The organism is Nocardioides pyridinolyticus (assembly GCF_054653575.1).
Genome location: NZ_BAAIFY010000015.1, coordinates 15,626 through 41,988, shown reverse-complemented (window position 1 = coordinate 41,988; position 26,363 = coordinate 15,626). Strand labels below are relative to the sequence as shown.

Annotated in this window: 34 protein-coding genes and 2 pseudogenes; 17 read left to right on the top strand and 19 right to left on the bottom strand. The window is 72.2% G+C overall.

Annotation, left to right across the window (positions count from 1 at the left end):
• Positions 1 to 9: 9 nt before the first annotated feature.
• Complete coding sequence (locus ACYQ0U_RS14040; RefSeq protein WP_459973902.1) at positions 10 to 546, bottom strand: dihydrofolate reductase family protein; 537 nt, start codon at positions 544 to 546, stop codon at positions 10 to 12.
• Positions 543 to 1,469 (bottom strand): tRNA (adenosine(37)-N6)-dimethylallyltransferase MiaA, encoded by a 927-nt coding sequence (gene miaA / locus ACYQ0U_RS14035; RefSeq protein WP_459973900.1) that lies wholly within the window; start codon positions 1,467 to 1,469, stop codon positions 543 to 545. The genes ACYQ0U_RS14040 and miaA overlap by 4 nt, the downstream gene beginning before the upstream one ends.
• An 18-nt stretch (positions 1,470 to 1,487) precedes the next feature.
• On the opposite strand from miaA, the gene ACYQ0U_RS14030 reads away from it, so the two are divergent.
• The 5 genes from ACYQ0U_RS14030 to ACYQ0U_RS14010 are packed head-to-tail and all read left to right on the top strand — an operon-like array spanning position 1,488 to position 2,873.
• Positions 1,488 to 1,661: a hypothetical protein gene (locus ACYQ0U_RS14030; protein WP_459973897.1), complete on the top strand. Its 174-nt coding sequence runs from the start codon at positions 1,488 to 1,490 to the stop codon at positions 1,659 to 1,661.
• The gene (locus ACYQ0U_RS14025) at positions 1,661 to 1,846 is read left to right on the top strand and encodes a hypothetical protein (RefSeq protein ID WP_459973895.1); all 186 of its coding nucleotides are present in this window, start codon (positions 1,661 to 1,663) and stop codon (positions 1,844 to 1,846) included. Before ACYQ0U_RS14030 ends, ACYQ0U_RS14025 begins: the two co-directional genes overlap by 1 nt.
• Positions 1,843 to 2,325 (top strand): NUDIX domain-containing protein, encoded by a 483-nt coding sequence (locus tag ACYQ0U_RS14020; protein ID WP_459973893.1) that lies wholly within the window; start codon positions 1,843 to 1,845, stop codon positions 2,323 to 2,325. The genes ACYQ0U_RS14025 and ACYQ0U_RS14020 overlap by 4 nt, the downstream gene beginning before the upstream one ends.
• On the top strand, positions 2,326 to 2,589 hold the full coding sequence (locus ACYQ0U_RS14015; protein WP_459973892.1) for a hypothetical protein: 264 nt from the start codon (positions 2,326 to 2,328) through the stop codon (positions 2,587 to 2,589).
• Entirely contained in the window at positions 2,586 to 2,873 is a 288-nt protein-coding gene (locus ACYQ0U_RS14010) for a hypothetical protein (protein ID WP_459973890.1), read from the top strand. The genes ACYQ0U_RS14015 and ACYQ0U_RS14010 overlap by 4 nt, the downstream gene beginning before the upstream one ends.
• 2 nt (positions 2,874 to 2,875) lie before the next feature.
• Here the strand turns inward: ACYQ0U_RS14010 and ACYQ0U_RS14005 are convergent, their stop codons facing one another.
• Both ACYQ0U_RS14005 and miaB read right to left on the bottom strand, forming a co-directional pair.
• Entirely contained in the window at positions 2,876 to 3,607 is a 732-nt protein-coding gene (locus ACYQ0U_RS14005; protein ID WP_459973888.1) for a Type 1 glutamine amidotransferase-like domain-containing protein, read from the bottom strand.
• A 17-nt stretch (positions 3,608 to 3,624) separates the two neighbouring features.
• Positions 3,625 to 5,094, bottom strand: coding sequence for a tRNA (N6-isopentenyl adenosine(37)-C2)-methylthiotransferase MiaB (gene miaB / locus ACYQ0U_RS14000; RefSeq protein ID WP_459973887.1), 1,470 nt, complete (start codon positions 5,092 to 5,094; stop codon positions 3,625 to 3,627).
• Between the two features lie 298 nt (positions 5,095 to 5,392).
• On the opposite strand from miaB, the gene ACYQ0U_RS13995 reads away from it, so the two are divergent.
• From ACYQ0U_RS13995 to ACYQ0U_RS13985, 3 genes are all read left to right on the top strand, one after another.
• Positions 5,393 to 6,100: a hypothetical protein gene (locus ACYQ0U_RS13995; RefSeq protein WP_459973886.1), complete on the top strand. Its 708-nt coding sequence runs from the start codon at positions 5,393 to 5,395 to the stop codon at positions 6,098 to 6,100.
• 165 nt (positions 6,101 to 6,265) lie between these two features.
• Positions 6,266 to 6,985 (top strand): hypothetical protein, encoded by a 720-nt coding sequence (locus ACYQ0U_RS13990; RefSeq protein WP_459973884.1) that lies wholly within the window; start codon positions 6,266 to 6,268, stop codon positions 6,983 to 6,985.
• Positions 6,982 to 7,911 (top strand): signal peptidase I, encoded by a 930-nt coding sequence (locus ACYQ0U_RS13985; RefSeq protein ID WP_459973882.1) that lies wholly within the window; start codon positions 6,982 to 6,984, stop codon positions 7,909 to 7,911. Before ACYQ0U_RS13990 ends, ACYQ0U_RS13985 begins: the two co-directional genes overlap by 4 nt.
• 15 nt (positions 7,912 to 7,926) lie before the next feature.
• On the opposite strand, the gene ACYQ0U_RS13980 is transcribed toward ACYQ0U_RS13985, so the two are convergent.
• The gene (locus ACYQ0U_RS13980; protein WP_459973880.1) at positions 7,927 to 8,385 is read right to left on the bottom strand and encodes a hotdog fold domain-containing protein; all 459 of its coding nucleotides are present in this window, start codon (positions 8,383 to 8,385) and stop codon (positions 7,927 to 7,929) included.
• Positions 8,386 to 8,473: 88 nt separating this feature from the next.
• Between ACYQ0U_RS13980 and ACYQ0U_RS13975 the strand changes: the two genes are divergently transcribed.
• On the top strand, positions 8,474 to 8,653 hold the full coding sequence (locus tag ACYQ0U_RS13975) for a hypothetical protein (protein ID WP_459973878.1): 180 nt from the start codon (positions 8,474 to 8,476) through the stop codon (positions 8,651 to 8,653).
• On the opposite strand, the gene ACYQ0U_RS13970 is transcribed toward ACYQ0U_RS13975, so the two are convergent.
• Both ACYQ0U_RS13970 and ACYQ0U_RS13965 read right to left on the bottom strand, forming a co-directional pair.
• Positions 8,640 to 9,032 carry a VOC family protein gene (locus tag ACYQ0U_RS13970; RefSeq protein WP_459973876.1) on the bottom strand — a complete coding sequence of 131 codons (393 nt, stop codon included), beginning with the start codon at positions 9,030 to 9,032 and terminating at the stop codon, positions 8,640 to 8,642. The two genes, ACYQ0U_RS13975 and ACYQ0U_RS13970, sit on opposite strands and share 14 nt — an antisense overlap.
• The gene (locus tag ACYQ0U_RS13965) at positions 9,029 to 9,796 is read right to left on the bottom strand and encodes a trans-aconitate 2-methyltransferase (protein ID WP_459973874.1); all 768 of its coding nucleotides are present in this window, start codon (positions 9,794 to 9,796) and stop codon (positions 9,029 to 9,031) included. Before ACYQ0U_RS13965 ends, ACYQ0U_RS13970 begins: the two co-directional genes overlap by 4 nt.
• 65 nt (positions 9,797 to 9,861) lie before the next feature.
• Between ACYQ0U_RS13965 and ACYQ0U_RS13960 the strand changes: the two genes are divergently transcribed.
• The gene (locus ACYQ0U_RS13960; protein ID WP_459973872.1) at positions 9,862 to 10,350 is read left to right on the top strand and encodes a MarR family winged helix-turn-helix transcriptional regulator; all 489 of its coding nucleotides are present in this window, start codon (positions 9,862 to 9,864) and stop codon (positions 10,348 to 10,350) included.
• A gap of 4 nt (positions 10,351 to 10,354) precedes the next feature.
• On the opposite strand, the gene ACYQ0U_RS13955 is transcribed toward ACYQ0U_RS13960, so the two are convergent.
• The 7 genes from ACYQ0U_RS13955 to rsmI form a co-directional block, all read right to left on the bottom strand.
• Entirely contained in the window at positions 10,355 to 12,124 is a 1,770-nt protein-coding gene (locus ACYQ0U_RS13955) for an ABC-F family ATP-binding cassette domain-containing protein (protein ID WP_459973870.1), read from the bottom strand.
• 14 nt (positions 12,125 to 12,138) lie between these two features.
• Positions 12,139 to 13,044 carry a 4-(cytidine 5'-diphospho)-2-C-methyl-D-erythritol kinase gene (locus tag ACYQ0U_RS13950; RefSeq protein WP_459973867.1) on the bottom strand — a complete coding sequence of 302 codons (906 nt, stop codon included), beginning with the start codon at positions 13,042 to 13,044 and terminating at the stop codon, positions 12,139 to 12,141.
• Entirely contained in the window at positions 13,035 to 13,907 is an 873-nt protein-coding gene (gene rsmA / locus ACYQ0U_RS13945) for a 16S rRNA (adenine(1518)-N(6)/adenine(1519)-N(6))-dimethyltransferase RsmA (RefSeq protein ID WP_459973865.1), read from the bottom strand. Before rsmA ends, ACYQ0U_RS13950 begins: the two co-directional genes overlap by 10 nt.
• 17 nt (positions 13,908 to 13,924) lie before the next feature.
• The gene (locus ACYQ0U_RS13940) at positions 13,925 to 15,028 is read right to left on the bottom strand and encodes a resuscitation-promoting factor (RefSeq protein WP_459973863.1); all 1,104 of its coding nucleotides are present in this window, start codon (positions 15,026 to 15,028) and stop codon (positions 13,925 to 13,927) included.
• Between the two features lie 382 nt (positions 15,029 to 15,410).
• Positions 15,411 to 16,238, bottom strand: a complete 828-nt coding sequence (locus ACYQ0U_RS13935; RefSeq protein WP_459973861.1) for a TatD family hydrolase — start codon at positions 16,236 to 16,238, stop codon at positions 15,411 to 15,413.
• Complete coding sequence (locus ACYQ0U_RS13930; RefSeq protein WP_459973859.1) at positions 16,235 to 17,071, bottom strand: alpha/beta fold hydrolase; 837 nt, start codon at positions 17,069 to 17,071, stop codon at positions 16,235 to 16,237. The genes ACYQ0U_RS13935 and ACYQ0U_RS13930 overlap by 4 nt, the downstream gene beginning before the upstream one ends.
• On the bottom strand, positions 17,068 to 17,934 hold the full coding sequence (rsmI, locus tag ACYQ0U_RS13925) for a 16S rRNA (cytidine(1402)-2'-O)-methyltransferase (protein ID WP_459973857.1): 867 nt from the start codon (positions 17,932 to 17,934) through the stop codon (positions 17,068 to 17,070). The genes ACYQ0U_RS13930 and rsmI overlap by 4 nt, the downstream gene beginning before the upstream one ends.
• 1 nt (position 17,935) lies before the next feature.
• On the opposite strand from rsmI, the gene ACYQ0U_RS13920 reads away from it, so the two are divergent.
• Entirely contained in the window at positions 17,936 to 19,615 is a 1,680-nt protein-coding gene (locus tag ACYQ0U_RS13920) for a dolichyl-phosphate-mannose--protein mannosyltransferase (protein ID WP_459973854.1), read from the top strand.
• A gap of 240 nt (positions 19,616 to 19,855) precedes the next feature.
• Here the strand turns inward: ACYQ0U_RS13920 and ACYQ0U_RS13915 are convergent.
• Positions 19,856 to 20,434: pseudogene (locus ACYQ0U_RS13915) on the bottom strand (SDR family NAD(P)-dependent oxidoreductase); the annotation flags it as partial.
• A 166-nt stretch (positions 20,435 to 20,600) separates the two neighbouring features.
• Between ACYQ0U_RS13915 and ACYQ0U_RS13910 the strand changes: the two are divergent.
• The 6 genes and pseudogenes from ACYQ0U_RS13910 (at position 20,601) to ACYQ0U_RS13885 (ending at position 24,527) form a co-directional block, all read left to right on the top strand.
• Positions 20,601 to 21,008, top strand: coding sequence for a pyridoxamine 5'-phosphate oxidase family protein (locus ACYQ0U_RS13910; protein WP_459973852.1), 408 nt, complete (start codon positions 20,601 to 20,603; stop codon positions 21,006 to 21,008).
• Positions 21,009 to 21,019: 11 nt separating this feature from the next.
• Positions 21,020 to 21,271, top strand: a complete 252-nt coding sequence (locus ACYQ0U_RS13905) for a DUF3263 domain-containing protein (RefSeq protein WP_459973850.1) — start codon at positions 21,020 to 21,022, stop codon at positions 21,269 to 21,271.
• A 66-nt stretch (positions 21,272 to 21,337) separates the two neighbouring features.
• Positions 21,338 to 22,038, top strand: a pseudogene (locus tag ACYQ0U_RS13900) (transporter substrate-binding domain-containing protein); the annotation flags it as partial.
• Between the two features lie 156 nt (positions 22,039 to 22,194).
• Positions 22,195 to 22,815, top strand: coding sequence for an amino acid ABC transporter permease (locus ACYQ0U_RS13895; protein ID WP_459974024.1), 621 nt, complete (start codon positions 22,195 to 22,197; stop codon positions 22,813 to 22,815).
• Positions 22,812 to 23,588: an amino acid ABC transporter ATP-binding protein gene (locus ACYQ0U_RS13890; RefSeq protein ID WP_459973848.1), complete on the top strand. Its 777-nt coding sequence runs from the start codon at positions 22,812 to 22,814 to the stop codon at positions 23,586 to 23,588. Before ACYQ0U_RS13895 ends, ACYQ0U_RS13890 begins: the two co-directional genes overlap by 4 nt.
• A gap of 156 nt (positions 23,589 to 23,744) precedes the next feature.
• On the top strand, positions 23,745 to 24,527 hold the full coding sequence (locus ACYQ0U_RS13885; RefSeq protein ID WP_459973846.1) for a hypothetical protein: 783 nt from the start codon (positions 23,745 to 23,747) through the stop codon (positions 24,525 to 24,527).
• 9 nt (positions 24,528 to 24,536) lie between these two features.
• On the opposite strand, the gene ACYQ0U_RS13880 is transcribed toward ACYQ0U_RS13885, so the two are convergent.
• Genes ACYQ0U_RS13880 through ACYQ0U_RS13865 form a run of 4 tightly spaced genes read right to left on the bottom strand, consistent with a single transcriptional unit; the run spans position 24,537 to position 26,265 of the window.
• Positions 24,537 to 25,106, bottom strand: coding sequence for a hypothetical protein (locus ACYQ0U_RS13880; protein WP_459973844.1), 570 nt, complete (start codon positions 25,104 to 25,106; stop codon positions 24,537 to 24,539).
• A gap of 21 nt (positions 25,107 to 25,127) precedes the next feature.
• On the bottom strand, positions 25,128 to 25,679 hold the full coding sequence (locus tag ACYQ0U_RS13875) for a zinc-binding dehydrogenase (protein ID WP_459974022.1): 552 nt from the start codon (positions 25,677 to 25,679) through the stop codon (positions 25,128 to 25,130).
• Complete coding sequence (locus ACYQ0U_RS13870; protein ID WP_459973842.1) at positions 25,679 to 26,131, bottom strand: alcohol dehydrogenase catalytic domain-containing protein; 453 nt, start codon at positions 26,129 to 26,131, stop codon at positions 25,679 to 25,681. Before ACYQ0U_RS13870 ends, ACYQ0U_RS13875 begins: the two co-directional genes overlap by 1 nt.
• Positions 26,131 to 26,265: a hypothetical protein gene (locus ACYQ0U_RS13865; protein ID WP_459973840.1), complete on the bottom strand. Its 135-nt coding sequence runs from the start codon at positions 26,263 to 26,265 to the stop codon at positions 26,131 to 26,133. The genes ACYQ0U_RS13870 and ACYQ0U_RS13865 overlap by 1 nt, the downstream gene beginning before the upstream one ends.
• Positions 26,266 to 26,363 lie beyond the last annotated feature (98 nt).

The following is a 26,363-nucleotide window of genomic DNA, read 5'->3' as shown; positions in this document are numbered from 1 at the left end:
CGTGCCCCGTCACAGGGGGCCGGAAACGGCGTACCTCGCGCAGATGAAGGCGCCGTTGCGCAGGTGCTCGACCAGCTCGAGGTCGTAGCGGCGCGGGAACAGCGGGCGGCCCGCCCCGAGGGTCACCGGTGCGATCGAGGCGATGATCTCGTCGAGCAGGCCGTGATCGGCGAACTGGCCGGCAAGGTCGCCGCCGCCGACGACCCAGAGGTCCTTGCCGCCGGCCGCCTCGGCCATGGCCGCGTGCACGGCGGGCACCGGGTCGGCGGTGAACGTGATGCCCTCGCCGATCGGCTCGAGGTCGCGGTGGGTGAACACCCACGCCGGGATGTCGTACATCCACGTCTCGCCGGTCTCGGCGAGGTGGTCGACGAGCCACTGGTACGTCGTCGCGCCCATCGCCATCGCCCCGACGTCGGCGATGAACGTGGCGTAGGACAGCGGCCCCTCGTCGCGGATGTCCTGCTTGAACAGCCACGCGAGCGAGTCCTGGTCGTCGGCGATGAAGCCGTCGAGCGTGGTGGCGGTGAAGTACGTGGTCCTCATGCGTCTCCTCCGTGGATCTCGCGGACTGCCTTCTCCACGAGGTCGGGGTCGTCGAAGCGGATCCAGACGACGCGGGGATCCTTGCGGAACCACGAGTCCTGCCGGCGCGAGAACCGTCGGGTGGCGTTGACCGTGCGCTCGCGCGCCTCGTCGAGGGTGATCTCCCCGGCGACGTACGACGCCACCTCGCGGTAGCCGATCGCGCGGCCCGCGGTGCGGCCCTCGGCCAGGCCCTCGCCGAGCAGCCGCTCGACCTCGGCGACGAAGCCGGCCTCGAACATCGCGTCCACGCGCTCGGCGATCCGGGCGTCGAGGGTGGGCCGGTCGATGTCGACGCCGATCTGGACCGTGTGCGGGTCGGCGTACTCCAGCGTGGGCAGCGACGCGGTGAACGGCCGGCCGGTGATCTCGACGACCTCCAGGGCGCGGACGATACGACGGCCGTTCTCGACGAGGATCCGGTCGGCCGCCTCGGGGTCGGCCTCGCGCAGGCGCGCGTGGAGCGCGGCCGGCCCGACCTCCGCGAGCTCGTCCTCGAGCCGCCGCCGGACCGCATCGTCGGTGCCGGGGAACTCGAAGCGGTCGAGGATCGCGCGCGTGTAGAGCGCGCTGCCGCCGACGAGCACCGGCGCCCGGCCGCGGCCGCGGATGTCCGCGATCGCGGCGCGGGCCCAGCCCTGGAACTCGGCGACCGTGGCGGGGTCGCGGACCGTCAGGGTGTCGAGCAGGTGGTGGGGGATGCCGCGCCGCTCGGTGACCGGCAGCTTCGCCGTACCGATGTCCATGCCGGCGTAGACCTGCATCGCGTCGGTGTTCACGACCTCGCCGCCGAGGCGCTCCGCGAGGTCGAGCGACAACCCGGTCTTGCCGGAGGCGGTGGCGCCCACCACGGCCACGGTCGGCACGTGTGGGTTGGGCGGCATGTGGTTATTTTGACAGGCATGACCGCGCCCATCCCCGAGGAGCAGGACCAGCCGCCCACGACCGACACCACGCCGCCGGGCGAGCACGGCAGCGAGCTGCCCGGCGAGCGCACCGGTGAGGGCGTGGCCGGCCAGGACGAGAATGCGGAGACGTCTCTCGACGAGCCGTCCGACGACAGCGGAGGTCAGTGATGAGCGAGTTCGACCAGACCGACGGCGTGCCGCCCGAGGAGGAGCCCGACCCGGAGGAGTTCGAAGGCACCGAGCCCGGCGAGGAGTCCGAGGACACCGGCACCCACTACGACGAGTTCGGCGAGGCCGAGGCCACGCCGCACGACCAGGAGATCGTCGGCGACGACGACGGAACCGCGGAGTGAGCCAGGACCCGCACCACGGTCGCTTCGTCGTCGTGCCGGCGTCGTACGTCTTCCTGCTGCGCGGGGAGGGTGACGCCACCGAGGTGCTGCTCCAGCTGCGCACGAACACCGGCTACATGGACGACCACTGGGCCGCGGCCGCGGCCGGGCACGTGGAGCAGGGTGAGACCGCCGTCGACGCCGCCCGGCGCGAGGCGCGCGAGGAGATCGGCGTCACCGACCTCGACCTGACGTTCGTCACGTCGATGCAGCGCACCCGCCACGACCTGCCGATCGACGAGCGGATCGACTTCTTCTTCACAGCCCGGTCCTGGACGGGCGAGCCGCGGATCCTCGAGGCCGCCAAGGCCGCCGAGCTGCGGTGGTGCCGGCTCGCCGACCTGCCCGACCCGGTGGTCCCGCACGAGTTGGCGGTGTTGGAGGGCCTGCGAGCGGGTACGACGACGGCGTACTCCACTTTCGGCTTCGAAGGAGCGTAGATGTCCGATCTCGGCCCCATGCCCGACCCGGAGATCGAGCCCGGCGAGCCCAATCCCGGCGGCGTCGACGCCATCGACGCCGACACCGGGCCGGTCGCGATCCCGGACCTGACGCCCGACGAGAACCCGGCCGTGGACGACCAGGTGCCGGACTCGCTCGTCGAGCAGATGTCCGGCGGCGAGGACACCTCGACCAAGGCGACCGAGAGCGCCGACGGCGAGACCGGGGAGCCCGACGAGCCCGAGGAGGAGTCGCCGGTATGAGCCCGCGCGACGACTCGGACGAGGAGCTCCAGCGCTCGACCCCCGGCTCGAGCGGCCCGGAGCGTGCCGCCGGCGGCATGGGCGTCAGCAGCGAGCGGGTCGGCCACGCCGGCCCCGGCCAGGAGGCCACCGACGGCCTGCGCGACGTCGCGCCCCACGAGCACTCCCCCCACGCGGACCAGCCGCCCGAGCAGTCCGTCGGCAACCCCGAGGACAACCCCCGGGGCCTCCCGCCCAAGGCGGGCTACTCCAGCACGGACCCGCGCTCCGACGACGAGGTCTGACGTCAGCGGAGGCGGGTGACCTCGAGCTCGGTCTCGACGGCCCGCCCGTCCGGGCCGGGCTCGACGAAGTAGGCGCCGGCGCCGGCGCGCTCGGCGTACGCCCCGACCATCTCGGTGCCGCGGTAGAGCAGGCCGGCGCCGTCGTCGGTGGCGTAGCCGGCCGGCAGAGTCCCGTCGGCGACGAGCGAGTGGAAGAGCGGGCGCCGCTGGTCCTCGGAGTCGTAGTGCACGCCGTTGGACCACGGCAGCAGGCCGAGGCCGGTGTCGATCGGCCGGAGGTCGGGGCCGAAGGAGTCGGTGGTGCCGCCGACGTGCCAGCAGATCGAGCCGGCGGAGACGCCGGTGAGCACGACGCCGGCCTCCCACGCGGTCCGCATCGCCTCGTCCAGGCCGTGCAGGCGCCACATCGCGAGCAGGCCCGCCACGCTGCCGCCCCACACCCACACCACGTCCTGGGCCAGCAGGTGTGCGGTGATGTCGTCGACGTTCGGCATCGTGAAGAGCTGGAGGTGCGATCCCTGGAAGCCGCGGCGCTGCGCGGCGGCGTAGAACTCGTGGTAGAGCACGGGGTTGTCGCCGCACGCGGTGCCGAGGAAGGTCACCCGCGGGGCGCGGCCGTTGACACCCGACAGCTCGACGGCGAGGTCGGTCAGCGGGCCGACCTTCCACCGCAGCCGGTCGTCGGAGGACCAGCCCCCCGAGGTCGCCAGGATCGTGGGGGCGTCAGCGGGCACAGCGTCCTCCGAGGGGGTCAGCGGCAGGCGGGCGCGTCCGGCAGCGGGGCGGGTACGCCGACCGTCGGCATGCCCAGCGTGACACCTGCCGGTGCCGGGGCCGACGTCCGGGCCTCCCACGCGTCACCCGAACGGGTCCGGCGCACGTCCAGCGTCGTGTCCGCGACGAGGTGGTGCGGGGCGGCGTACGTGATCTCGACGGTCACCATGTCTCCCGGGCGGACCTCGAGGTCGGCGGGCGGGGTGAAGTGCACGAGCCGGTTGTCCGGGCCCCGGCCCGAGAGCCGGTGGGTCTCGGTGTCCTTGCGGCCCTCGCCCTCGGCGACGAGGAGCTCGACGGTGCGACCGACGAGGCGCTGGTTCTCCTGCCATGCGATCTCGCTGACCAGCGCGGCGAGCCGCCCGTAGCGGTCCTTCACGACGGCGGGGTCGACCTGGTCGGGCAGCGTGGCGGCCGGGGTGCCCGGCCGCTGGGAGTACTGGAAGGTGAAGGCGCTCGCGAACCGGGACCGCGCAACGACGTCCAGCGTCTGCTGGAAGTCCTCCTCGGTCTCGCCCGGGAAGCCGACGATGATGTCGGTGGTGATCGCGGCGTCCGGCATGGCCGCGCGGACCCGCTCGATGATGCCGAGGAACTTCGTCGACCGGTAGGACCGTCGCATGTCCTTGAGCACCTTGTCCGAGCCGGACTGGAGCGGCATGTGCAGCGACGGCATCACGTTGGGCGTCTCGGCCATCGCCTCGATGACGTCGTCGGTGAACTCCGCGGGGTGCGGGCTGGTGAACCGCACCCGCTCGAGCCCCGCGACGTCGCCGCACGCCCGCAGCAGCTTGGAGAACGCCTGCCGGTCGCCGAACTCCACGCCGTACGCGTTGACGTTCTGACCCAGCAGCGTGATCTCGGAGACCCCCTCGGCGACCAGCGCCTCGATCTCGGCCAGGATCTCGCCGGGCCGGCGGTCCTTCTCCTTGCCGCGCAGGCTCGGCACGATGCAGAACGTGCAGGTGTTGTTGCAGCCCACCGACACCGACACCCAGGCGGCGTACGCCGACTCGCGGCGGGTCGGCAGCGTCGACGGGAAGACGTCGAGCGACTCGAGGATCTCGACCTGCGCCTCCGCCTGGACGCGCGCCCGCTCCAGGAGCACCGGCAGCGAGCCGATGTTGTGGGTGCCGAAGACGACGTCGACCCACGGCGCCCGCTGGGTGATCGTCGAGCGGTCCTTCTGCGCCAGGCAGCCGCCGACGGCGATCTGCATGCCGGGTCGCGCGGCCTTGACGGGCGCCAGGTGGCCGAGGTTGCCGTAGAGCTTGTTGTCGGCGTTCTCGCGCACCGCGCACGTGTTGAAGACGACGACGTCGGCCTGCTCGCCGTCCGGTGCGGCCAGGTAGCCCGCGTCCTCCAGCAGCCCGGCGAGCCGCTCGGAGTCGTGGACGTTCATCTGGCACCCGTAGGTGCGGACCTGGTAGGTGCGTGCGCTGCTCATGACCGGACAAGGGTAAGAGCGCGGCGGTCCATCCGAGAACTCGGACGACCTGCGGGCCCTGGCGCGGAGCCTGCATGTCCGCGACCGGCGCCCGAGCGACGCCATGGCCCAAACGGATCAGTCCGAAAATAGCCCCGATTCGCCACTTGAAATTTTGCCTGGTTTACGTAGCCGTCCTTGCGGGCAGCCCCTATCTTCGAGGGGCGGCTCAGAGTGTTGGGGGGCCGCGGACGCCATGTGGGGGCCCGGAAGTTCTCGGGAATGGCCACCGCGCACACCTGGGAACGGGAGCCACACCATGAACCGCGTACTCGAACGCCCTGAGCAGGGCATCGGCGACGACCTCGCCGCCGCGCCGCCCGCTCGACGATCGTCGCTGCGCCGCCGCTTCACCTTCGTGTCGGTGGGCCTGCTGTCGATCCTGCTGGCCGTGCTCGGCGTGAACTTCGCCGCCGACACGGACACGAGCAACCTCACGATCACCAGCAAGGGCGGTCTCAACGTCCACGCCGGGACCCCGCAGGGCTGGACCGTGTCGGTCGGCTCCGCCGGCACCGTCCCGACCGCAACGACCGGACAGTACATCGCGGCCATCGACACCAAGCCGATCGCGTCGTCGACGAAGTCGGTCAGCATCAGCCTCTACGTCACGAACATGGCCGAGCTGGCGGCGAACTACTCGTCGTGGAACTTCAACATCAAGCTCTACACCTCGCCGGACACCTTCGTGCCCGCGGTCACCCGTGACCCCGACACCCTCGCGCTCCCCGCGAATACCGACTGGACCAAGTTCACACCGTCGTGGACCGCTGTGGACGGCACCCTGCAGGTCGTGACCTCGGACCAGGGCACGCTCACCTGGGTGGTCGACCTCCCGGCTGACGCACCCGCGATCTACGCGGTGCGGCTCGACGCCGGTGGCAGCTTTTACACGATCGACACAAAGGTGACCGAAGGGGTCGCCAGCCTGTCGCCGAAGTTCTACGTGCGCGCGACGGAGCTCTGACCTAGGACCCGTCGCCGGGGGCGGGCAACGTGCACCGGGGGGGTGGACATGGCGACCTTGAGCGCGCCACGGAACAGGAAGCGAGCACGGCGGTCGGCCCGACGCCGGCGCAGATTGCTGGGGGCGGCCCTGGCCGCCGTGCTCGTGTGGTCAGGCGTGTCGTTCATGGCGGACAGCGGACAGAGCGCCGCACAGGTGGGCGTCGTCCCAGGGGCGTCGGCGACGGGCCAGATCGCCGACGTGACGGCGCTGAGCGACTCGATCGACGGCTCGCACCGCGGCTGGTTCTGGTCCGAGGGCGTCAAGTTCGCCCGGATCGACGTCGCGTTGACCTTCCAGAACAAGATGCGTCTCACCATGGCCTGGCAGAACCCCAACGACTTCGCCAGGTACTGGGGCCACCCCTGGTTCCAGGTCCGGATGGGGCTCTACTACCCGGTGCGGACGGGCAGCTGCTCCTACCCCTACTTCGGCGGTGGGGACCCGCTCACGGCGCTGACCGTCCGGCTCGAGGTCACCGAGGACTGGACCACCGCCAACGACGCCTCGACCGGCCCCGGGCCGAGGTTCTGCATGTACCGGGAGGTCACCGCCACCGGGCCGGGCGTCATCACCAAGGTCGGCGACCTCGACCGGGGCACCCAGCTGCTCACCTTCAGCAAGCTGGTCGGGACGCTCTCCCCGCAGGCAGTGGCCGCGACCGTACCTCCGGCGTGCACCAACACGGGCACCACCGCGTGTACGCCCGAGGGCTTGGACGTGAACCGGAGGACCTACCTCCTCATCGGTAGCGTGCGCGGACCGGGTGGCTACTACACGTACAGCCACCGGTCCAACGAGGTCGGGCTCGACATCTTCTTGCGCGTGAGCAGGGTCGGCGGGTGACCGGGGAACGTCTCGGGATCCGGGCTCGCCGGGAGCGGAACCCCTCACCGCCCTCCCGGCGAGCTTCGGGGTCGCGCCGGCGCGCGCGGCGCCGCGGCCTCATCGGCGACCTCCTCTGGCTGGTCGCTCCCGTCCTCGCGGTGGGCGGGGTGATCGCCTACTTCGGGGCGTCGGTGGCCCTCGGCGTCAACCCGCCGTTCTCGGTGGTCGACGGTCAGTCGATGCGCCCCACGTTCAGCCCCGGTGACCTGGTGATCGTCAAGGGCGTGCCGGCTCAGGACCTCGAGGTCGGCGACATCGTCTCGATCAGCACCCCCGAGGAGGCGAAGAAGGAGAAGCACCTGCCCGACGAGATCGTGCACCGCATCGTCAAGCAGAGGGGCGCGGCGTCGGACGTCAGCTACATCACCAAGGGCGACAACAACCCCGGCGAGGACGCGTTCGTGACCCGGCCCTCCGACGTCCGCGGCGTCGTGGTCAAGTCCATCCCCGGCCTGGGCTACCCGGTGCTGTTCTTCCGGTCCCAGCAGGGCCGGATCTTCGGTGCCGCCCTGGGCATCGTGATCGTCGGCTACTTCGTGATCGCGGCCGTCGAGCGCCGCCAGGAGGCCGCCGAGCTGGAGAGCCCCACGCGGGCGGTGGAGCAGCTCGGCGCCGAGTTCCAGCAGCTCCGCGAGGCCGTCACCTCCAGCGTACCCCCCGGCCTCGACCCCGAGGAGGTCACCCAGCTGCTGCGCGAGCATCAGGAGGACCGGGAGACCCTCTACGTGCTCGTCGGGGCCGTGCAGGAGTACGGCGAGCACCTGCGCTCCCACACCCGGGCCGTGCAGAGCATGGCCGCGGCGGCCGAGGATCTCGCACGGGTCACCGAGCAGATCCGCTCCGTCCTCGCCACGGCGGAGGAACCTCCACCCCGGTCGAGCTGACCTCCCGGTGCGCCGTCACGGCCGCGGCGTGACCCACAGCCGGATCACGCCTTCGACGACCCGCGTCCCGTCCGCGAGCTCACCGCGGACGCGGACCGGGAGCTCGCCTTCACCGGCCCACTGCTCCGGCTCGGTCTCGGCGATGCAGGTGACGTCTCCCGCCGCCTTCGCGGTGTAGGCGACCTCCATGCCCCTGGGGATCCAGCGCTTGTCCGCGGGGATCGTCGCCTCGGCAAGCGCTCCCATCGCGGCCTCGAGCCCGTTGCACAGCGCGATCGCGTGCACCGTGCCGAGGTGGTTGCGCACCCGGCGCCGGTCCCGGATCACCAGCTCGGCGCGGTTCGGCTCGACCACCGTGAACCGCGGCCGGATCGAGGCGAAGTACGGCGCCTTCTGGGCGAACACCAGCGAGAACACCCGCCTGCCCAGCGGCAGCGGGCCGACCTTGTTCCACATCGTCAGGACCTGGCTCATGCGCGACATATTACCTCTCGGTAACTTCGGCTGCCTGGCGATGACCCTCGGTCGCTGACCGCGCGACCGTCCCGCTAGCGTCGCGCGCATGAACGATGGACGCGTGAACTGGCCACTGCTCGTCGTCGCCCTGCTCTGCCTGGTCCCGGTCGCCGGTGGCGTCCTGCTGCTCTTCCGAGACGGTGGCGCCGCGCTGGGGTGGGGCCTGATCGGCTTCTTCGGCGCGGGCGTCGTCGTGCTGACCAGGAAGGCCCTCACGGGCAGCTGAGCGGTCCCCCGGCGAGCGGCACACCCCGGGCGAGCAGCTCGACGCGGTTGCCGTGCGCGTCGAAGGTGTGGCAGCGCTCGAAGCCGGGGAACGTGTGCCGCTCCTTCCAGTCGACCTCGAACCCCAGCGCCTCGAGGCGGCCGGCGGTCGCGTCGAGGTCGTCGACGACGAGCGCCGGGTGCGCCTTGCGGGCGGGCGCGAACGGCTCCTCGACGCCGACGTGGACCTCGGCCGTCCCCGCGCGGAACCAGCAGCCGCCGCGGGCGGCGAGGTCGGCCGGCTTCGCGACCTCGACCATGCCGAGACCCTCGGCCCAGAACCGGCGAGCGCCGTCCTCGCCGCCGTGGGGACACGCCACCTGGACGTGGTGGAGCATCATGCCGCGACCTGCGCGACCACGAAGATCCGCCGGAACGGCAGCACGACGCCGTACCCCTGCTCGGGGTACGCCGCCGCCAGCCGTCGCCGGAACTCCGCCTCGAACGCCGGGCGAAGGTCGTCCGGCAACGCCTGGAGAGTGGGTCGGGCACCCGTGCCGGACACCCAGGTGAAGACCGGGTCGGGCTCCGTGAGGACGTGGAGGTAGGTCGTCTCCCACGCGTCGACGGTGCAGCCGAGCCGGACCAGCGCGTCGAGGTAGACGGCCGGGTCGTGGCTGGCGGGGACGGCGGCGTCGCGGGTGTGCGCGGCGTACGGCTCCTCCGCCGCGAGCTCGGTGCGGATCGTGTGGCTGGGCTCGTCGAAGTTGCCCGGGACCTGGAAGGCCAGCCAGCCGCCGGGCGTCACCTGCTCGACCAGACGTGACAGCAGGTCGAGGTGGCCGGGCACCCACTGGAGGGTGGCGTTGGAGACGAGGACGTCGACCGGCCCGGTCCACGAGCGCACGTCGCCGACCTCGAAGCGGATCCGCTCGTCGCGCGCCGCCGCGACCATCTCCGGGCTGGAGTCCACACCGGTGACCGACGCACCGGGCCAGCGGTCGGCCAGCAGCGACGTGAGGTTGCCCGGTCCGCACCCGAGGTCGGCGACGGCGGCCGGCGCGGTCGCGCCGACCCGCGCCAGCAGGTCCACGAACGGACGACCGCGCTCGTCGGCGTAGGTCAGGTAGCGATCGGGATCCCACCGGAACTCTGCATGCGCCATGGCGTCATCGTGCGCCCGACTTATCTTGGTGTCAAGATTCTCGACGCATCCGTTACGCTCCCTCCATGCGGGACGAGGTCGACGAGCTGGTCGAGGCGTGGGCGCGCGAGCGCCCGGACCTCGACCTCGCACCGGTCGAGGTCTTCAGCCGGCTGGGCCGGCTCGCCCGCCATCTCGACCTCGCGCGGCGCGACGCGTTCACGGCGGCCCAGGTGGAGTCCTGGGAGTTCGACGTGCTGGCCGCGCTGCGACGGGCGGGATCGCCGTACGAGCTCTCCCCCGGGCGCCTCCTGCGGGAGACCCTCGTGACCAGCGGGACCATGACCAACCGGGTCGACCGGCTCACCGCGCGCGGACTGGTCGAGCGACTGCCCGACCCCCACGACCGCCGGGGCGTGCTGGTCCGCCTCACGCCCGAGGGCAAGGCGACCGTCGACCACGCCTTCGAGGAGCTGCTGGAGGCCGAGCGCACGTTCCTCGCCGGCCTGCCCGAGCGCGACCGCGACCGCCTCGCCGGGCTGCTGCGCACGCTGCTGGCGCCGTTCGCCGAGTAGCCCGCTAGTCCAGGACCTCGGCCGCCTCGAGCCACTCCAGCTCGAGCTCCTCCTTCTCGGCGGCCAGCTCGTCGAGCTGGGCCGAGAGCTCCGCGAGCCGCACGTAGTCCTGCGCGTGCTCGGCGATCTCCGCGTTGAGCGCCGCCTCGCGCTCGGCGATCCGCTCCAGCTGCTTGTCGATCCGCGCCACGACCTTGCGCGCCGCGCGCTCCTCGGCGCTGCCCGCCTTCGCCTTCGGGAGTACGGCGGGCGCCGGCTCGGCGGCCGGTGCCTCCTGCAGGTGCATGGCTGCGGCGCGACGCTCGAGGTACTCGTCGACGCCGCGGGGCAGCATCGAGATCTGCCCGTCGCCGAGCAGGGCCCAGACCGAGTCGGTGACGCGCTCGAGGAAGTAGCGGTCGTGGGAGACCACGATCAAGGTTCCGGGCCACCCGTCGAGGAAGTCCTCGAGCACGGTGAGCGTCTCGATGTCCAGGTCGTTCGTCGGCTCGTCCAGCAGCAGCACGTTGGGCTCGGTGAGCAGCAGGCGGAGCAGCTGGAACCGGCGCCGCTCACCACCGGAGAGGTCGCCGATCCGGGCGGTCAGCCGGTCGCCGGTGAACCCGAACCGCTCCAGCATCGACGTCGCGGTGATCTCGCCGTCCATGGTGCGGGTCACCCGCCGGATCGACTCGACCGTCGGCAGCACGCGCCCCTCGGGGTCGAGGTCGTCGAGCTGCTGGGTCAGATGCTGGAGCGCGACCGTGCGCCCGTGCTTGACCTTGCCGACCGCCGGCGCGAGGTCGCCGGAGAGCATCGAGAGCACCGAGGTCTTGCCGGCACCGTTGACGCCGACGATGCCGACCCGGTCGCCCGGGCCGAGGCGCCAGGTGGCGTGCGCGAGCAGCTGCCGCTCGCCGCGGAACAGGTCGACGTCCTCGACGTCGATCACGTCCTTGCCGAGCCGCTGGGTCGCGAACTTCTGCAGCTCCATCCGGTCGCGCGGGGGCGGCACGTCCTCGATCAGCTGGTTCGCGGCGTCGATGCGGAACTTCGGCTTCGACGTCCGCGCCGGCGCGCCGCGGCGCAGCCAGGCGAGCTCCTTGCGGACCAGGTTCTGGCGGCGTACCTCCGAGGCGGCGGCCTGGCGCTGCCGCTCGGCCTTGGCGAGCACGAACGCGGCGTACCCGCCCTCGTAGGCGTCGACGACGCCGTCGTGCACCTCCCACGTCCACTGGCAGACCTCGTCGAGGAACCAGCGGTCGTGGGTCACCACGACGAGGGCCGAGGCGCGGTTCGCGAGGTGCTGGGCCAGCCAGGCGACCGCCTCGACGTCGAGGTGGTTGGTGGGTTCGTCGAGGACGATGAGGTCGTGGTCGCCGAGCAGCAGCGCGGCCAGCGAGCAGCGGCGGCGCTCACCGCCGGAGAGGCCCATCACCGCGCGGTCCAGCGAGATGCCCGCCAGCAGCACGTCGACGATCTCGCGCATCCGCGGGTCGGCGGCCCACTCGTGGTCCGAGCGTCCGCCGAGCACGGCCTCGCGGACCGTGTGGGTATCGACGAGCTCGTCACCCTGGTGGAGGTAGCCGACGAGCAGGCCCCGCTGCTGGGAGACCCGGCCGGTGTCGGGCTCCTCGAGGCCGGTCATCACCTCGAGCAGCGTGGTCTTGCCGTCGCCGTTGCGCCCGACGATGCCGACGCGCTGGCCGACGGCGATGCCGAGGGAGACGTCCGTGAGGAGCGGGCGGATGCCGTAGGACTTCGAGACCCGCTCGAGGTTGATCAGATTGGCCATGTGCGTTGAAGACTCTAGGCGTACGACACAAGGTGGGCGCCGGCGACCGGGCCGTTCGCGGCCAGGACGACGGGGTGGCCGGTGCCGGAGAGCTCGGCGGCGAGTGCGCGGGCCTGGTCGGCGGAGCCACAGAGGAAGACGCAGGTCGGGCCCGACCCGGACACGATACCGCGCAGCGCGCCCGCGGCCTCGCCGAGCTCGATCAGCTCGCCCAACTCGGGGCGCAGGTCGATCGCCGCGGCCTCCAGGTCGTTGTGCAGCGAGTCCGCGAGCGCCCAGGCGTCGCCGTCCGCGATCGCCTGGAGCAGCGCGTCGGCCGGCACCGGCTCCGAGGGCGCGTCCGGGAACATCCGGTCGAAGTGCCGGTAGACCTCGGGCGTCGACAGGCCGTGCTCCGACGGCACGGCCACCCACCACCAGGTGCCGCGATCGTCCACCGGCTCGACCAGCTCGCCGCGGCCGGTGCCCAGCGCGGTGCCGCCGAGCAGCGCGAACGGGACGTCGCTGCCCAGCTGTGCCGCCAGCGCGAGCAGGTCCTCGTCGGAGGTGCGGACCTGCCAGAGCCGGTCGAGCGCGACCAGCGCCGCGGCGGCGTCGGCCGATCCGCCGGCCATGCCGCCGGCGACCGGGATCGACTTGGCGATGTGCACCTCTCCGGTACGGGCCAGGCCGTGGTGGGCGGCGAGCAGGTCGGCCGCCCGGTCGACGATGTTCTCCCCGGTCAGGGGTACGGCGTCCGCCGGCATCCACTCCGGCAGGGTGGCGCCGAGCGACCACCCGGACGCGGCCCGGGCGGTGACGTCGTCGTACAGGCCGACGGCCTGATAGACGGTGAGCAGCGGGTGGAACCCGTCCTCGCGCGGGGCGCCGACGCCGAGGTGGAGGTTGATCTTGGCGGGCGCGCGGACCGTCAGCTCCACGTCGTCTCCCGGGGCAGCCCCTCGGCGATGCGCACGAAGTCCTCGATCGTGAGCATCTCGCCGCGGGCGAGCGGGTCGATGCCCGCGGACGCGAGCGCGGCGTCGACGTGCTCCCTCGGCGCGAGCACCCGCAAGGCACCCCGGAGCGCCTTGCGGCGCTGGGCGAACGCGGCGTCGACCACGGCGAAGACCTCTTCGCGGGACACGGTGGTCGCCGGCGGATCCCGCCGGACCCAGGCGACCAGGCCGGAGTCGACGTTCGGCGCGGGCCAGAAGACGTTGCGGCCGATGGCCCCGGCCCGGCGCACGTCCGCGAACCACGCGGCCTTGACCGACGGGACGCCGTACACCTTGGAGCCGGGCTTCGCGGCCAGCCGGTCGGCGACCTCGGCCTGCACCATCACCAGGCCGCGCTCGAGCGAGGGCAGCAGCGTGAGCAGGTGCAGGAGCACCGGCACGGAGACGTTGTAGGGCAGGTTGGCGACCAGCGCGGTCGGCGGCGGCCCGGGGACCTCCTCGACGCGGAGCGCGTCGGCGAGCACGACCTCGAACCGGTCGACCTGCCCGGGCGCGTACTCGGAGATGGTCTCCGGCAGCAGCCCGGCGAGCTTCTCGTCCACCTCGATCGCCACGACGCGGCCGGCCACCTCGAGCAGCGCGAGCGTCAGCGAGCCGAGGCCGGGACCGACCTCGACGACGACGTCGTCGCCACCGACCCCGGACTCGCGCACGATCCGGCGCACGGTGTTGGCGTCGATGACGAAGTTCTGGCCGCGCTGCTTGGTCGGCCGCAGGTCGAGCCGGGCCGCCAACGCACGGACGTCCGCGGGCCCCAGCATGCGGGGACCCGCGGACGTCGCCATGTGCCGAAGGCTATCGGTCAGGTCGGCAGGCCGAGCTTCGCGGCACAGCCCGGCCACGCGCCGTACCCGCCCGAGGCGTCGCGGACCTTGGTCGCGATCGCGATCTGGGTCTCGCGGCTGGCGTTGCTCGGGAGGCCGGAGCCGCCGTACGCCTGCCAGGTGCCGAGGCTGAACTGGAGGCCGCCGTAGTAGCCGTTGCCGGTGTTGATGGCCCAGTTGCCGCCGGACTCGCACTGGGCGAGCTGGTCCCAGACGGTGCTGCCGCCGGCGAAGTTCACCGCCGCCGCCTTGGTGCCGACCTTGACGATCTCGTCGACCGGCGCGCGGAGCACCTTCTGCTTGAGCACCGTGCGGACCGAGATCTCGCCGTTGCGGTAGACGATCCGGTAGGTGACGTTGCGCAGGCCGATCTCACCGGAGCGGACCACGGAGGTCTCGCCCTCGTACATCGAGGAGTCCTCCTGCTCGACCGTGCCGAAGTCGATCGTCTCGCCGGCGACGTACTTCTTCTCGATGCGGACGTCGGTGAAGACGAGCGTGTCGCCGTCCTCGATCTCTCGGGTGGGAGCCGGCTTGGTCCGGTCGTGCTTGCCCAGCTCGACGCCGAGATCCTCGAGCGCCTCCTCGACGGTGAGCGCGGTGACGGTGCGCTTCTTCATCTCTCGCCCGCCGAGCTTGACCTTGATCGTCTTCGGCGTGACGACCTCGAGAGCCATGCCCTCCCGGTCGATGCTGCCGCCGCGGCTCACGGAGAGCTCGGCGCCGCGGTAGGCACGGCCGAGCTCGTCCAGGGCGCGGGAGACGGTGGTGGCGGTGACCCAGTAGGTCTGGGTCTCACCGTCGACGGTCAGCTCGAGGGGACGCGAGAACTGGACGGTGATCTCGCTGCCGTCGCTGATCGACTCGTCGACGCTGGGCGCCACGATGTCCTTGGCACCGACCTCGATGCCCTCGGACTCGAGGACGTCACCGACGGTCCCGCCGTAGGCGGTGACCTCCTGGGACTTCCCGTCGAGGTTGAGGGTCACGGTCTTGCTGAGGGCGCTGTAGCCCCAGGTGGAGCCGGCGACGGCCAGGACCACGACGCCCGCGAGGGCGATCATCAGGGGTCGGCTGCGCATGAGTCGGCCCAGGCGGCTCTGGGGCGGGGTGGGCGTGCTGTTCTGCACGATTCTCCGAACGTCGTACGTCCCGGTTCTCGGGTGCCAGCGCGCCGGACGCGTGCGTCCGCGGCTGCGGAGTCGTGCGTACGGGGGTTCGTTCTGCGGGGCCCGAGGGGCCACCAGCACTGGTCAGATCGTTCCCGATCCCGGCCATCAAGTAGTTCCAGACCACCAGCCTTTCCGCCTGATTGCAAACCGAACCTGTCACATCTCGGGCCCGCGTGAGGAGGATCTCGACGGTAAAGTCCCGGGCCGACCGCCGCCCCGCGCACCGCTCGCGCGCCGCTGACCAGCGGAAACGGGTGTCGGAGCGCTGCGGATCCCGGTCCAGACCGATCGCCTACCAGCGCCCGCCGAACGCCACGTCGGTGTTGGCGTCGATCGCGGCGCAGAGCTCGCCGAGGTCGTCGCGCCGAACCTCGGCCATCACGCGCATCGTCAGCGGGACCAGGTAGGACGCATTGGTGCGGCCGCGGTGCGGCATCGGGGTGAGGTACGGCGCGTCGGTCTCGACGAGCACCCGGTCCTGCGGCGTGACGGCGAGCGCCTCGCGGAGGTCGGAGGCGTTCTTGAAGGTCACCGTGCCGGCGAAGGACAGGAACGCACCGCGGTCGAGGCACTCCCGGGCGAAGTCCGCGTCGCCGGAGAAGCAGTGCATGACCCAGCGGTCCGGGACGCCCTCGGAGTCGAGGACGCGCAGCACGTCGGCGTGGGCGTCGCGGTCGTGGATGACCAGCGTCTTGTCGAGCCGCTTGGCGAGGTCGACGTGGCGACGGAACGACTCCTCCTGCACGGCCAGGCCCTCGGGCCCGGTGCGGAAGTGGTCGAGCCCGGTCTCCCCCACCGCGCGCACCTTGTCGTGCGCGGCCGCGAGCGACTCGATCTCGGACATGGCGTCGTCGAGCGACGGCAGGCGTGGCGCCTCGTTGGGGTGCAGCGCCACCCCGGCGACCAGCGCCGAGTGGCGCAGTGCCGCCTCCACCGCCCAGCGGGCGCCGGGCAGGTCGCAGCCGATCTGCACGATCCGGGTGACGCCGACCTCGGCGGCCGCCGCGAGCGCCTCCTCCACCGGCTGCGCCGGTTCGTCGTCGCGGGCGACGTCGAGGTGGCAGTGGTTGTCGACGACCGGGTGCGGCAGCGGCTCCGGAGCCGGAGGCCGAGCGCTCATCCGCGCACCCGGGCGAGGATCGCGTCGGCGGCGGCCTGCGGCGCCTGCGTCGGGATCCAGTGCGTGACGCCCTCGAGCACGACCAGGTCGTACGGCGCGTCGACCCAGCGCGCGGTGCCGTCGACGCCCTCGCGGCCGATCGCGACGTCGCGGTCGCTCCACACCAGCGTGGTCGGCACGGTGACCCGGAAGTCGGTGCTGCCCGGGCTGGTGATCGGCAGGGCGCGGTACCAGCCGAGAGCGTGCCGCAGCGCGCCGTACTCGACGATCTCGCGGCGGAAGCGGGCGACCTCGTCGGGCGTCATGCCGCCCTTGGCCATCGCGCGGTCGAAGTAGCCGCCGGGCTGGCGGGCCGCGAGCTCCGGGAGGACGGGGATGTTGAAGACGGCCATGTAGCGCGACCGGCGCCGCTGGCTGTGGCTCTTCATCGCGCGGGCGAACGCGGCCGGGTGGGGGACGGAGAGGGCGGTGTAGGTCAGCACCCGCTCGGGTTCGCGGCCGGCCACGGCCCAGCCGACGGCCGCGCCCCAGTCGTGGCCGACGAGGTGCACCGGCCGCCCGATCGCGGTGATCAGCGCGGCCACGTCGCCGACGAGGTGGTGCATCCGGTAGCTGTGCCGACCGCTCGGCCGCGCGCCCGGGGAGTAGCCGCGCTGGTCCATCGCGAACGTCCGCAGGCCCGCCGCGTGCAGCAGCGGCGCCACCTCGCGCCAGCTGCTGCTGCGCTCCGGGAACCCGTGCAGCAGCACGACCGGCGTGCCCTCGACCGGCCCGTCGTCGAGCACGTCGAAGGTCAGGCCCTCGTGGGTGATGGTCGTGATCCGCTCGGTCATGCATCTCCTCCGTGGATGAGGTTGTAGACCTCCCGCTTGGGTACGCCGGCCAGCCTGGCCACCTCCGCGATCGCGTCCTTGCGGGTGGCACCGCCGGACTCGAGGTCGGCGACCGCGGCCCGCAGGCTTGCCGGGTCGCTGTCGACCGCCGCGGTCGCCTCGGCACCCTGGACCACGATCGTGACCTCGCCACGTACCCCGTCGCCGGCCCACGAAACGAGGGCGGCCAGCGGTCCGCGGCGCACCTCCTCGTGGGTCTTGGTGAGCTCGCGGCACACCGCGGCCGGGCGGTCGCCGCCGAGCGCCTCGGCCATCGCGGCGAGCGCGGCCTCGGTGCGGTGCGGGGCCTCGAAGAAGACCATCGTGCGCTCCTCGGTGGCCAGCGACGCGAGCCGCCGGGACCGCTCCCCCGCCTTGCGGGGCAGGAAGCCCTCGAAGCAGAACCGGTCGACGGGCAGCCCGCTGACCGCGAGCGCGGTCAGCACCGCGGACGGCCCGGGCACGGCGGTGACCGGTACGTCGTGCTCGACCGCGGCGGCCACCAGGCGGTAGCCCGGGTCGGACACGCTCGGCATGCCGGCGTCGGTCACCAGCAGCACGCGCTCGCCGGCCAGCAGCGCCTCCAGGAGCACGGGCGTGCGGGCCGACTCGTTGCCCTCGAAGTACGACACGACCCGGCCGGCGACGGTCACCCCGAGGTCGCTCGTGAGCCGCTTGAGCCTGCGGGTGTCCTCGGCCGCGACGACATCCGCGGTCGCGAGCTCCTCGGCCAGCCGCGGCGGTGCGTCGGCCACGCGCCCGATGGGGGTCGCCGCGAGCACGAGAACGCCTGGTTCGGACTCCACGACCGTAGAGTCTCCCATCGTGACCGTCGACGCGCCCGCCGAGCCCCGCGCGCGCGTCGGCCTCTCCCGGAACGCCGCCGGCCGCGCCGTACCGTCCGCCTGGGAGCGCGCCCGGGGACGGATCGCGCGGGAGGATCCGTTCGTCGGCTGGACCGCGAGCATCGCGGTGGCGCTGCTCGCGCTGTTCCTGCGACTGTGGCACCTCGGCCAGCCGCACCAGTTCGAGTTCGACGAGACGTACTACGCCAAGGACGCCTGGTCGCTGCTGAACTTCGGCTACGAGCGCGACACCACCGAGGGCGCCAACAAGATCCTCCTCGAGGGCGCCACGACCGACGGCGTCTTCAAGGACGGCCCCGAGATGATCGTCCACCCCGAGGTCGGCAAGTGGCTGATCGCGCTCGGGGTGAAGGCCTTCGGGATGGAGCCATTCGGCTGGCGGGTCGCCTCCGCCGTCGTCGGGGCGCTGATGGTGCTGGTGATGGTCCGCTTCGTCCGGCGGCTGACCGGCTCGACGATGCTCGGCGTGGTCGGCGGCCTGCTGCTGATGCTCGACGGCCTGCACTTCGTGCTCTCGCGACTGGCCCTGCTCGACATCTTCGTCGCGTTCTTCGTGCTGCTCGGCGTGCACTGCGTGGTCGCCGACCGCGACTGGCACCGCGCCCGGATGGCGCGGCTCGTGCCCGAGAGGATCACCGACGTCCGCTCCTGGGGACCCGTGCGCGGTCTGCTGTTCCGGCCCTGGCTGCTCGCCGCCGGCGTCGCGTTCGGCCTCGCCGTGGGCTCGAAGTGGACGGCGCTCTACCCGCTCGCGGCCTTCGGCCTGCTCTGCTGGCTGTGGTCGGCGGGCGCGCGGCGCTCGTTCGGCGTGCAGTGGGCGGTCCTCCGCTCGGCGTTCGTCGACGGCATCCCGGCGTTCGCGCACCTGGTGCTGGTCGCGTTCGTCGTCTATGTCGCCACGTGGACCGGCTGGATGATCAACGCCCACCAGTACGAGGAGCACCTCTCCGCGACCCAGTACACGCACTACGGCGACGACCCGGACTGGCCGACCCGCACCGAGGCGGACGCCTCCGGGCTCGGCGAGGTGACGCAGTCGCTGCGGTCGCTCTGGTACTACCACCAGGACGTCTACGTCTTCCACACGCACTTCCTCGACGAGAGCTCGCACACCTACGCGTCCAAGCCGTCGGGCTGGCTGCTGCTCAACCGCCCGGTCGGCGTCGCCGCCGACACCGGCATCAAGCCCGGTGCGCAGGGCTGCCAGGCGCCGGAGGGCAGCGACTGCCTGCGCCAGGTGCTGCTGCTCGGCAACCCCACCATCTGGTGGGGCGGCTGCATCGCGCTGCTGTTCGCGCTGGTGATGTGGGTGGGTGCCCGGGACTGGCGGTTCGGCGTCGCGGTGGTCGGCGTCGCCTCGACCTGGCTGCCCTGGCTGATGTACGACGACCGGCCCATCTTCTTGTTCTACGCGGTCGTCACGCTGCCCTTCCTCGTGCTCGCGATCGCCCTCGCCATGGGCCGGCTGATCGGCGCTGCCCGGGTGCCCTCACCGCGGCGGACCGCCGGCGTCGTCGTCTCCGGCGCGTTCTTCGTGCTCGCGCTGGTGAACTTCGCGTGGTTCTGGCCGATCTGGACCCACCAGCTCCTCACGCACGCGGAGTGGACGGACCGGATCTGGTTCTCGCGCTGGATCTAGATCCAGCGCGTCCGTCACCCACGCCCACATCCGCTCACGCTCCCCCACACCCGTGCGCGTCCGGCGCAGCAGCTGGGTCGGGCGGGGCGCACGGTCGTGCCAGAGCCGGCCACCGGGCGGCGGGGGCTGCGCGGCGGCGACCCAGACGGTGGTCTCGGCACCGCCTTCGGCGTCGCGCAGGAGCGGCCCGGTGAGCCGGTGGAACAGGGGCAGCGAGTCGACCACCCCCGGGGTGTCCGCCCACCCGGGGTGGGTCGCGTGGACCGTGAGGTCGGGCCACCGCCGCGACAGCACCGGCAGCAGCTCGACCTGGGCCCGCTTGCTGCGGGCGTAGGCGGTCGCGGGCTCGTACTCGCCGCTGAGGTACTCGGGGTCGTCGTCGCGCAGTCGCTGGGTGTACATCCCGCCCGACGTCACGAGCACCACCCGCCCGTCGCGGAGCCTCTCTCCGAGCAGCTCGGTCATCAGGACCGGCCCGAGGACGTGCACGGCCATCGAGAGCTCGTGGCCCTGCGGCGACTCGGTGCGCTCGGGCGGCATCACGCCCGCGTTGTGCACGAGGACGTCGACGGGTCCCTCGACCGACGCGCCGAACGACTGCGCGAAGCGGCGTACGTCGTCGAGGTCGCCGACGTCGCACCGCTGCACGTCGAGCGCCGCCCCCGGCACCCGGCCGGCGATCCCGGCGGCCACGCCGGCGCCCTTGCCGGTGTCGCGCACGACCAGGACCACCTCGGCGCCGAGCCGGGCCAGCCCCTCGGCCGTGGCGATGCCCAGGCCGCTGCTCGCGCCGGTGACCAGCGCGCGCTTGCCGGACATCGAGCCCGGTGGCGGGTCGGCCGGCCAGGTCGGCAGCCGGCGGCGTACCGCTGGGCCGATGCGGGTGTAGCCGGGCACGACCGTGCGGTCCAGCACGGTGTCGACGGCCTGGGCGAGTGACGGCATGTCCCCGACCGTAGCCAGTGGCCCGTGCCAGCATGGGTCGGTGACTTCCTGGGCGCCCGGATGGGACGCGTTTCCCCAACCGTTGCTGGACTTCTGGACCGAGCGGCACCTCTGCTCCCTGACGACGGTGCGTACGGACGGCAGCCCGCACGTCGTCCCCGTGGGGTGCGCGATCGACCTCGAGGAGCAGTGCGCCTGGGTCATCACCAACGGCTCCTCCCAGAAGGTCGCGAACGCCGCCCGGGACGGCCGGGTCGCCGTCTGTGCGGTCGACGGCGGCCGCTGGTCGACGCTCGAGGGGAGGGCGACGGTGCTCGACGACGCCGCGTCGGTACAGCGGGCGGTCGACCGGTACGCCTCGCGGTACCGCCAGCCGCAGCCCAACCCGCTGCGCGTCGCCCTGCGGATCGAGGTGGACCGGTTCCTGGTCTCGCGAGCCCTCGTGTGAGGATCTCTCCCATGCACGCCGACCCCACCGACCTCAGCGACCTCGACCGCGAGATCCTCGCGTTCGAGGAGGACTGGGTCACGCACGCCGGGGCCAAGGACACCGCGGTGCGCGAGAGGTTCGACCTCACGCCCGCGGGCTACCACCAGCTCCTCAACCGGATCATCGACAACCCCGCCGCCGAGGCCCACGCGCCACGCCTCGTCCGCCGGCTCCGGCGGCTGCGCGACGCGCGGCGCCTCCGGCGGCGTACTGCCGACTGAGCGGCGCCGCCGCGGCACCCCCTTCCGGCACCGCTTGACGGACGGCCCGGTGGGGTACGAAGGTCGGTGCCCCCGGTCCGCCTGCTCGTGCTGCTCGCGCTGCTCGCGCTGCTCGGGCTCACCCTCGGACTGGCTGGCCCCGCCTCCGCGAGCGACGAGTCGCCGCGCGTGGTCAAGGTCGGCACCGAGGGCGTGTACCCGCCGTTCACCTACCGCGACGCCGAGACCAACGAGCTCACCGGCTTCGACGTCGAGGTGATGGAGGCGATCGGCGAGGAGGCGGGCTGGGACGTCCGGTTCGTCGAGGCACCGTTCGACGCGCTCTTCCCGGCCTCGACTCGAAGCGGATCGACGTGATCGCCAACCAGGTGACGATCACCGGCGAGCGTGAGGCGCGCTACCTGTTCAGCACGCCGTACACCTACTCCCGTGGGGTGATCGTCACCCGGACGGACACCGACGACATCACGACACTCGAGGACCTCGAGGGCCGCACGACCGCCCAGACCTCCAGCAGCAACTGGGCGCAGGTCGCCAAGGACGCCGGCGCGAAGGTCGAGTACGTCCAGGACTTCGGGCCCGGTGTCGAGCTGCTCATCCAGGGCCGCGTCGACGCGATCGTCAACGACAACATCGCCGTGCTCGACTACCTCGCCACCTCGGGGACCGACGAGGTGAAGATCGCCGGGTACGCCGGCGACGAGGTGCTCGAGCAGGCGCTGACCTTCCGCCAGTCCGACCCCGAGCTCCAGCAGGAGGCCGACGAGGCGATCGCGGCGCTGACCGAGGACGGCACGCTGGCGGAGATCTCCGAGAGGTACTTCGGCGCCGACGTCACGGTCGAGGGCGGCACCCAGGACGTCGCTGTGAAGGAGCGCGACTCCCGGACGAGGTGGGAGGTCGTGAAGGACACGGCCTGGCCGATGTTCGTCGGGCTGGTGAAGGCCAACATCCCGCTCACGATCGCCAGCTTCATCCTGGGCATGGTGCTCGCCGTCGCGGCCGCGCTGGCCCGGCTCTCGTCGATCCGGGTGCTCGACGCGATCGCCCGCGCCTACATCTCGGTCATCCGCGGCACGCCGCTGATCGTGCAGCTGTTCATCATCTTCTACGGCCTGCCCCAGGTCGGCGTCGACCTCGACCCCTACCCGGCGGCGATCATCGGGCTCAGCCTCAACGTCGGCGGGTACGCCGCCGAGGTGGTCCGCGCCGCGATCATGTCGGTGCCGCGCGGGCAGTACGAGGCGGCCACGGTCATCGGCATGGACTACGGGCAGACGATGCGCCGCGTGGTGCTGCCGCAGGCGGCCCGGATCGCGGTGCCGCCCTTGGGCAACACCCTGCTCTCGCTGGTCAAGGACACCGCGCTGGCGTCGCTGATCCTCGTGCCCGAGCTGTTCCGGGAGGCCCAGATCACCGCGGCCGCGACGTCCGAGTACCTCCCGCTCTACGCGATGGCCGCGCTGTACTTCTGGGTCGTCTGCTACCTGGTCTCGGTCGCCCAGGGCCCGCTCGAACGACGGCTGGGGAGGCACGTGGCATGAGCGAGGGCAGGACCGACCTGATCGAGGTGCGCGGGCTCCGCAAGGCCTTCGGCGACCACGAGGTGCTGCGCGGCGTCGACTTCACCGTGCCGGCCGGCAGCGTCACGGCCCTGCTGGGCCCGTCGGGGTCGGGCAAGACGACCGTGCTGCGCTCGATGAACGTGCTCGAGACGCCGGACGCCGGCGTCGTGCGGATCGGCGACACGTCGCTGGACTTCGCGTCCCCGCCGGCCGGCAAGGCGGCGTACCGCCGCGCGGTGAAGGAGCTGCGGGCCCGCAGCGGCATGGTGTTCCAGGCGCACAACCTGTTCCCGCACCGGACCGTGCTCGGCAACCTCGTCGAGGGTCCCGTGCAGGTGCAGGGCCGCGACCCGGACGAGGCGGCGGTGGCCGCGCGTGAGCTGCTCGCCCAGGTCGGTCTCGCGGGACGCGAGGACGCCTATCCCTCCCAGCTCTCCGGCGGCCAGCAGCAGCGCGTGGGCATCGCCCGCGCGCTCGCGCTGCGACCGGAGGTGCTCCTGCTCGACGAGCCCACCTCCGCGCTCGACCCCGAGCTGGTCGGCGAGGTGCTCGCCGTGATCCGCGACCTCGCGGCGCAGGACTGGACGCTGGTGATCGTCACCCACGAGGTCCGCTTCGCCCGGGACGTCGCCGACCAGGTGCTGTTCCTGGACGACGGCGTCATCGCCGAGCGAGGCGGCCCCGAGGTGCTCAGCGACCCGCGGGAGAGCCGGACGCGACAGTTCCTCGCACGGATGCTGGACGCGGGCTGACCGGCGCCTCCACCCACGGCTCGTCGAGGTCGCGGCCGCGCGTCTCCGGCAGGAGCCGCGCGCAGACCAGGCTGACGATCGCGATCGCGACGTTGTAGCCCGCCACCAGCCAGAGCGTCCCGTCGCCCTTGGTCACCAGCCAGGCCGGATCTGGACGTGGTCAGCGAGCCGTTCACCGTCGCGTCCGAGGACGTGGGGACCGCGATGTCCCGCTTGACGGACCACGCCCGCGAGCAGCAGTGGGACCTCGTCGTCGGGCTCACCGAGCTCCCCCTCCGAGACGATGACGGCCGCTACCTCCTCGTCGAGGCCGACCCCCAGCAACGGGCGGCGGTGCTGTCGCTGCCGGCCCTGGGCGGTGTCCGCATGCACCGACGCGCCGGGCGCGCCCTGCGCGAGCTCATCGACGGAATGGCCGACCCCGAGGCCGGCGACCACCATCGAGTGCCGCTCCCCCGTCGCGGCGGTCGCTGGCGGTTGCTGCTGGGCATGGTGCTCGCCAACCGCCCGTGGCTGCACGTGCCCGGGCTGAAGTCCGCGTTGGTCGCCGCACTGACCACCGGCGCCATCGCGACCATCAACTCCACCATGTGGCTGCTGGCCGGGTCGTTGTCGTGGCGGCGTCTCCTGATCGCGATGGTCGCGTCCCTCGCGCTGGTCGTCGGATGGCTCGTGATCGACGGCGAGCTCTGGGACCGCCCGGAGGACGACTCCCCTGAAGCACGGGAGCGGTCGCGCCTCTACAACACCTCGACCCCGGTGACGCTGATCGCGGGCTCGCTCATTCGGCGACGGCGACCTGTTCCTGCTCGCGTGGTTCGTCGCGTCGGCGGCCACCGTCGGCGGTGCGCTGGGCAGCGGCTTGTAATCGGACGAGGCGATCGGCGCGGCGGCGTACTCCAAGCGCGAGGGGGAGCGCCGGAACCGGATCGCGGGTGAGCGCAGAGCCTAGGTGCGACTCCGCGCTCGGCTGACCAGCCGGTAGCCGATCCCCAGGCCGATCAGCCAGGGCGCCCCGACGATGAACGGGTCCATCCAGTGGTGCTTGACGTCGGCGCGGTTGTGTCCGAACCGGGAGCTGAAGCCGTGGTGCTTCAGCTCGGCCAGCACGCCCGTGTCGGTGATCGGGTTGTCGGGACGCAGCGTGAACAGCGAGCGCAGTCCGTTCTCGAGGGTGTCGATCCGATCGCCCGCCATCAGCAGCAGCCAGTGAGCGGCCTGGCCCTCGCTGTACGTGGCGTAGGCGTACTTGCGGACGGCGCCGGACGGGCCGGTCGGCGGACACGTGGTGCCGAAGACCGGCGGGAGCTGGGTGTGCTCGACCGACCGCTCCCGCGGCCACTTCTCGGACTGCTCCTCCGGGTCCTCCCAGTGCGCGCCGGACAGTGACGGGTCGGAACGCTCACGCGGCACCCAGGGCCGGTCGCCAGGGTCGCGATCGGCACCCCAGCCGGGGATCCGCGCCTGCAGGTCCGCGACGTCCGGGGCGAGCCGCGGCTTGTGGGGCGTGTAGGTCATGACGAGCTCCTCTCCGCGCGCTCACGCCGCGCTGGGAACGACGATCGGCTTGATGCAGCCGTCGAGCTTGGCCGAGAACATGTGGTAGCCCTCGGAGATGTGCTCCAGCGGGACGTGGTGGGTGACGATGTCGCTGGGCTTGAAGTAGCCGTTGCGGAGGTGCTCGAACAGCCGCGGCCACTGCCGCTTCACCGGGCACTGGTTCATCCGCAGGGTCAGGCCCTTGTTCATCGCGTCTCCGAACTTGACCGCGCTGAACAGCGGTCCGTACGTCCCGACCACCGAGACCGTTCCTCCCTTGCGGACGGTGTCGATCGCCCAGTTCAGCGCGACCGGCGACCCGCCCTGGAGCTTCAGCTTGGCGGCGGTGACGTGCTGGAGGAGGGCGCCGTCCGCCTCCGCCCCGACCGCGTCGATGACGACGTCCGCGCCGAGGCCCTCCGTCAGGTACTTGAGGTGGCGCACGATGTCACCGTGCTCGGTGAAGCTGATCGTCTCGGCGTGCGCGAAGTCCCGCGCCTTCTCCAGTCGGTAGTCCAGGTGGTCGATGACGATCACCCGGCCCGCGCCCATCAGCCAGCTCGACCGGGCCGCGAACAGTCCGACGGGACCGCCGCCGAACACCATGACGACGTCGCCCTCGACGATGTCGCCGAGCTGGGCTCCGAAGTAGCCGTGGGCAGCGCATCGGTGCACAGGACCGCGTCGTCGTCGTCCATCCAGTCCGGGATCAGGCCCGGGCCGAGGTCGGCGAACGGCACCCGGACGTACTCGGCCTGCCCGCCGTCGTACCCGCCGCAGGTGTGCGAGTAGCCGTAGATGCCGCCGACCGCGGTGGCGTTCGGGTTGACGTTGTGGCAGTTGGAGTACAGCCCTCGGGCGCAGAAGAAGCAGGTCCCGCAGAAGATGTTGAACGGCACCATCACCCGATCACCCACGGACAGGTTCTCCACCGAGGAGCCGACCTCGTGGACGACACCGATGAACTCGTGACCGAACGTGTGGCCGACGCGGGTGTCCGGCATCATCCGTGGTAGAGGTGCAGGTCCGAGCCGCAGATCGCCGCCCGGGTGACGCGCACGATCGCGTCGTTGGGATGCTCGATCGCCGGAATGTCCTTCTCCTCCACCCGGACCCGGTACGGTCCCCGATACACCATCGCGCGCATGCTCGACTCTCCTGACCTCTCGGTGACGTGTCTCGTCTGACCCGGGCCGGGGGTCGTGTGGCTCCAGGGCCGGGGCCCTCCATTACACG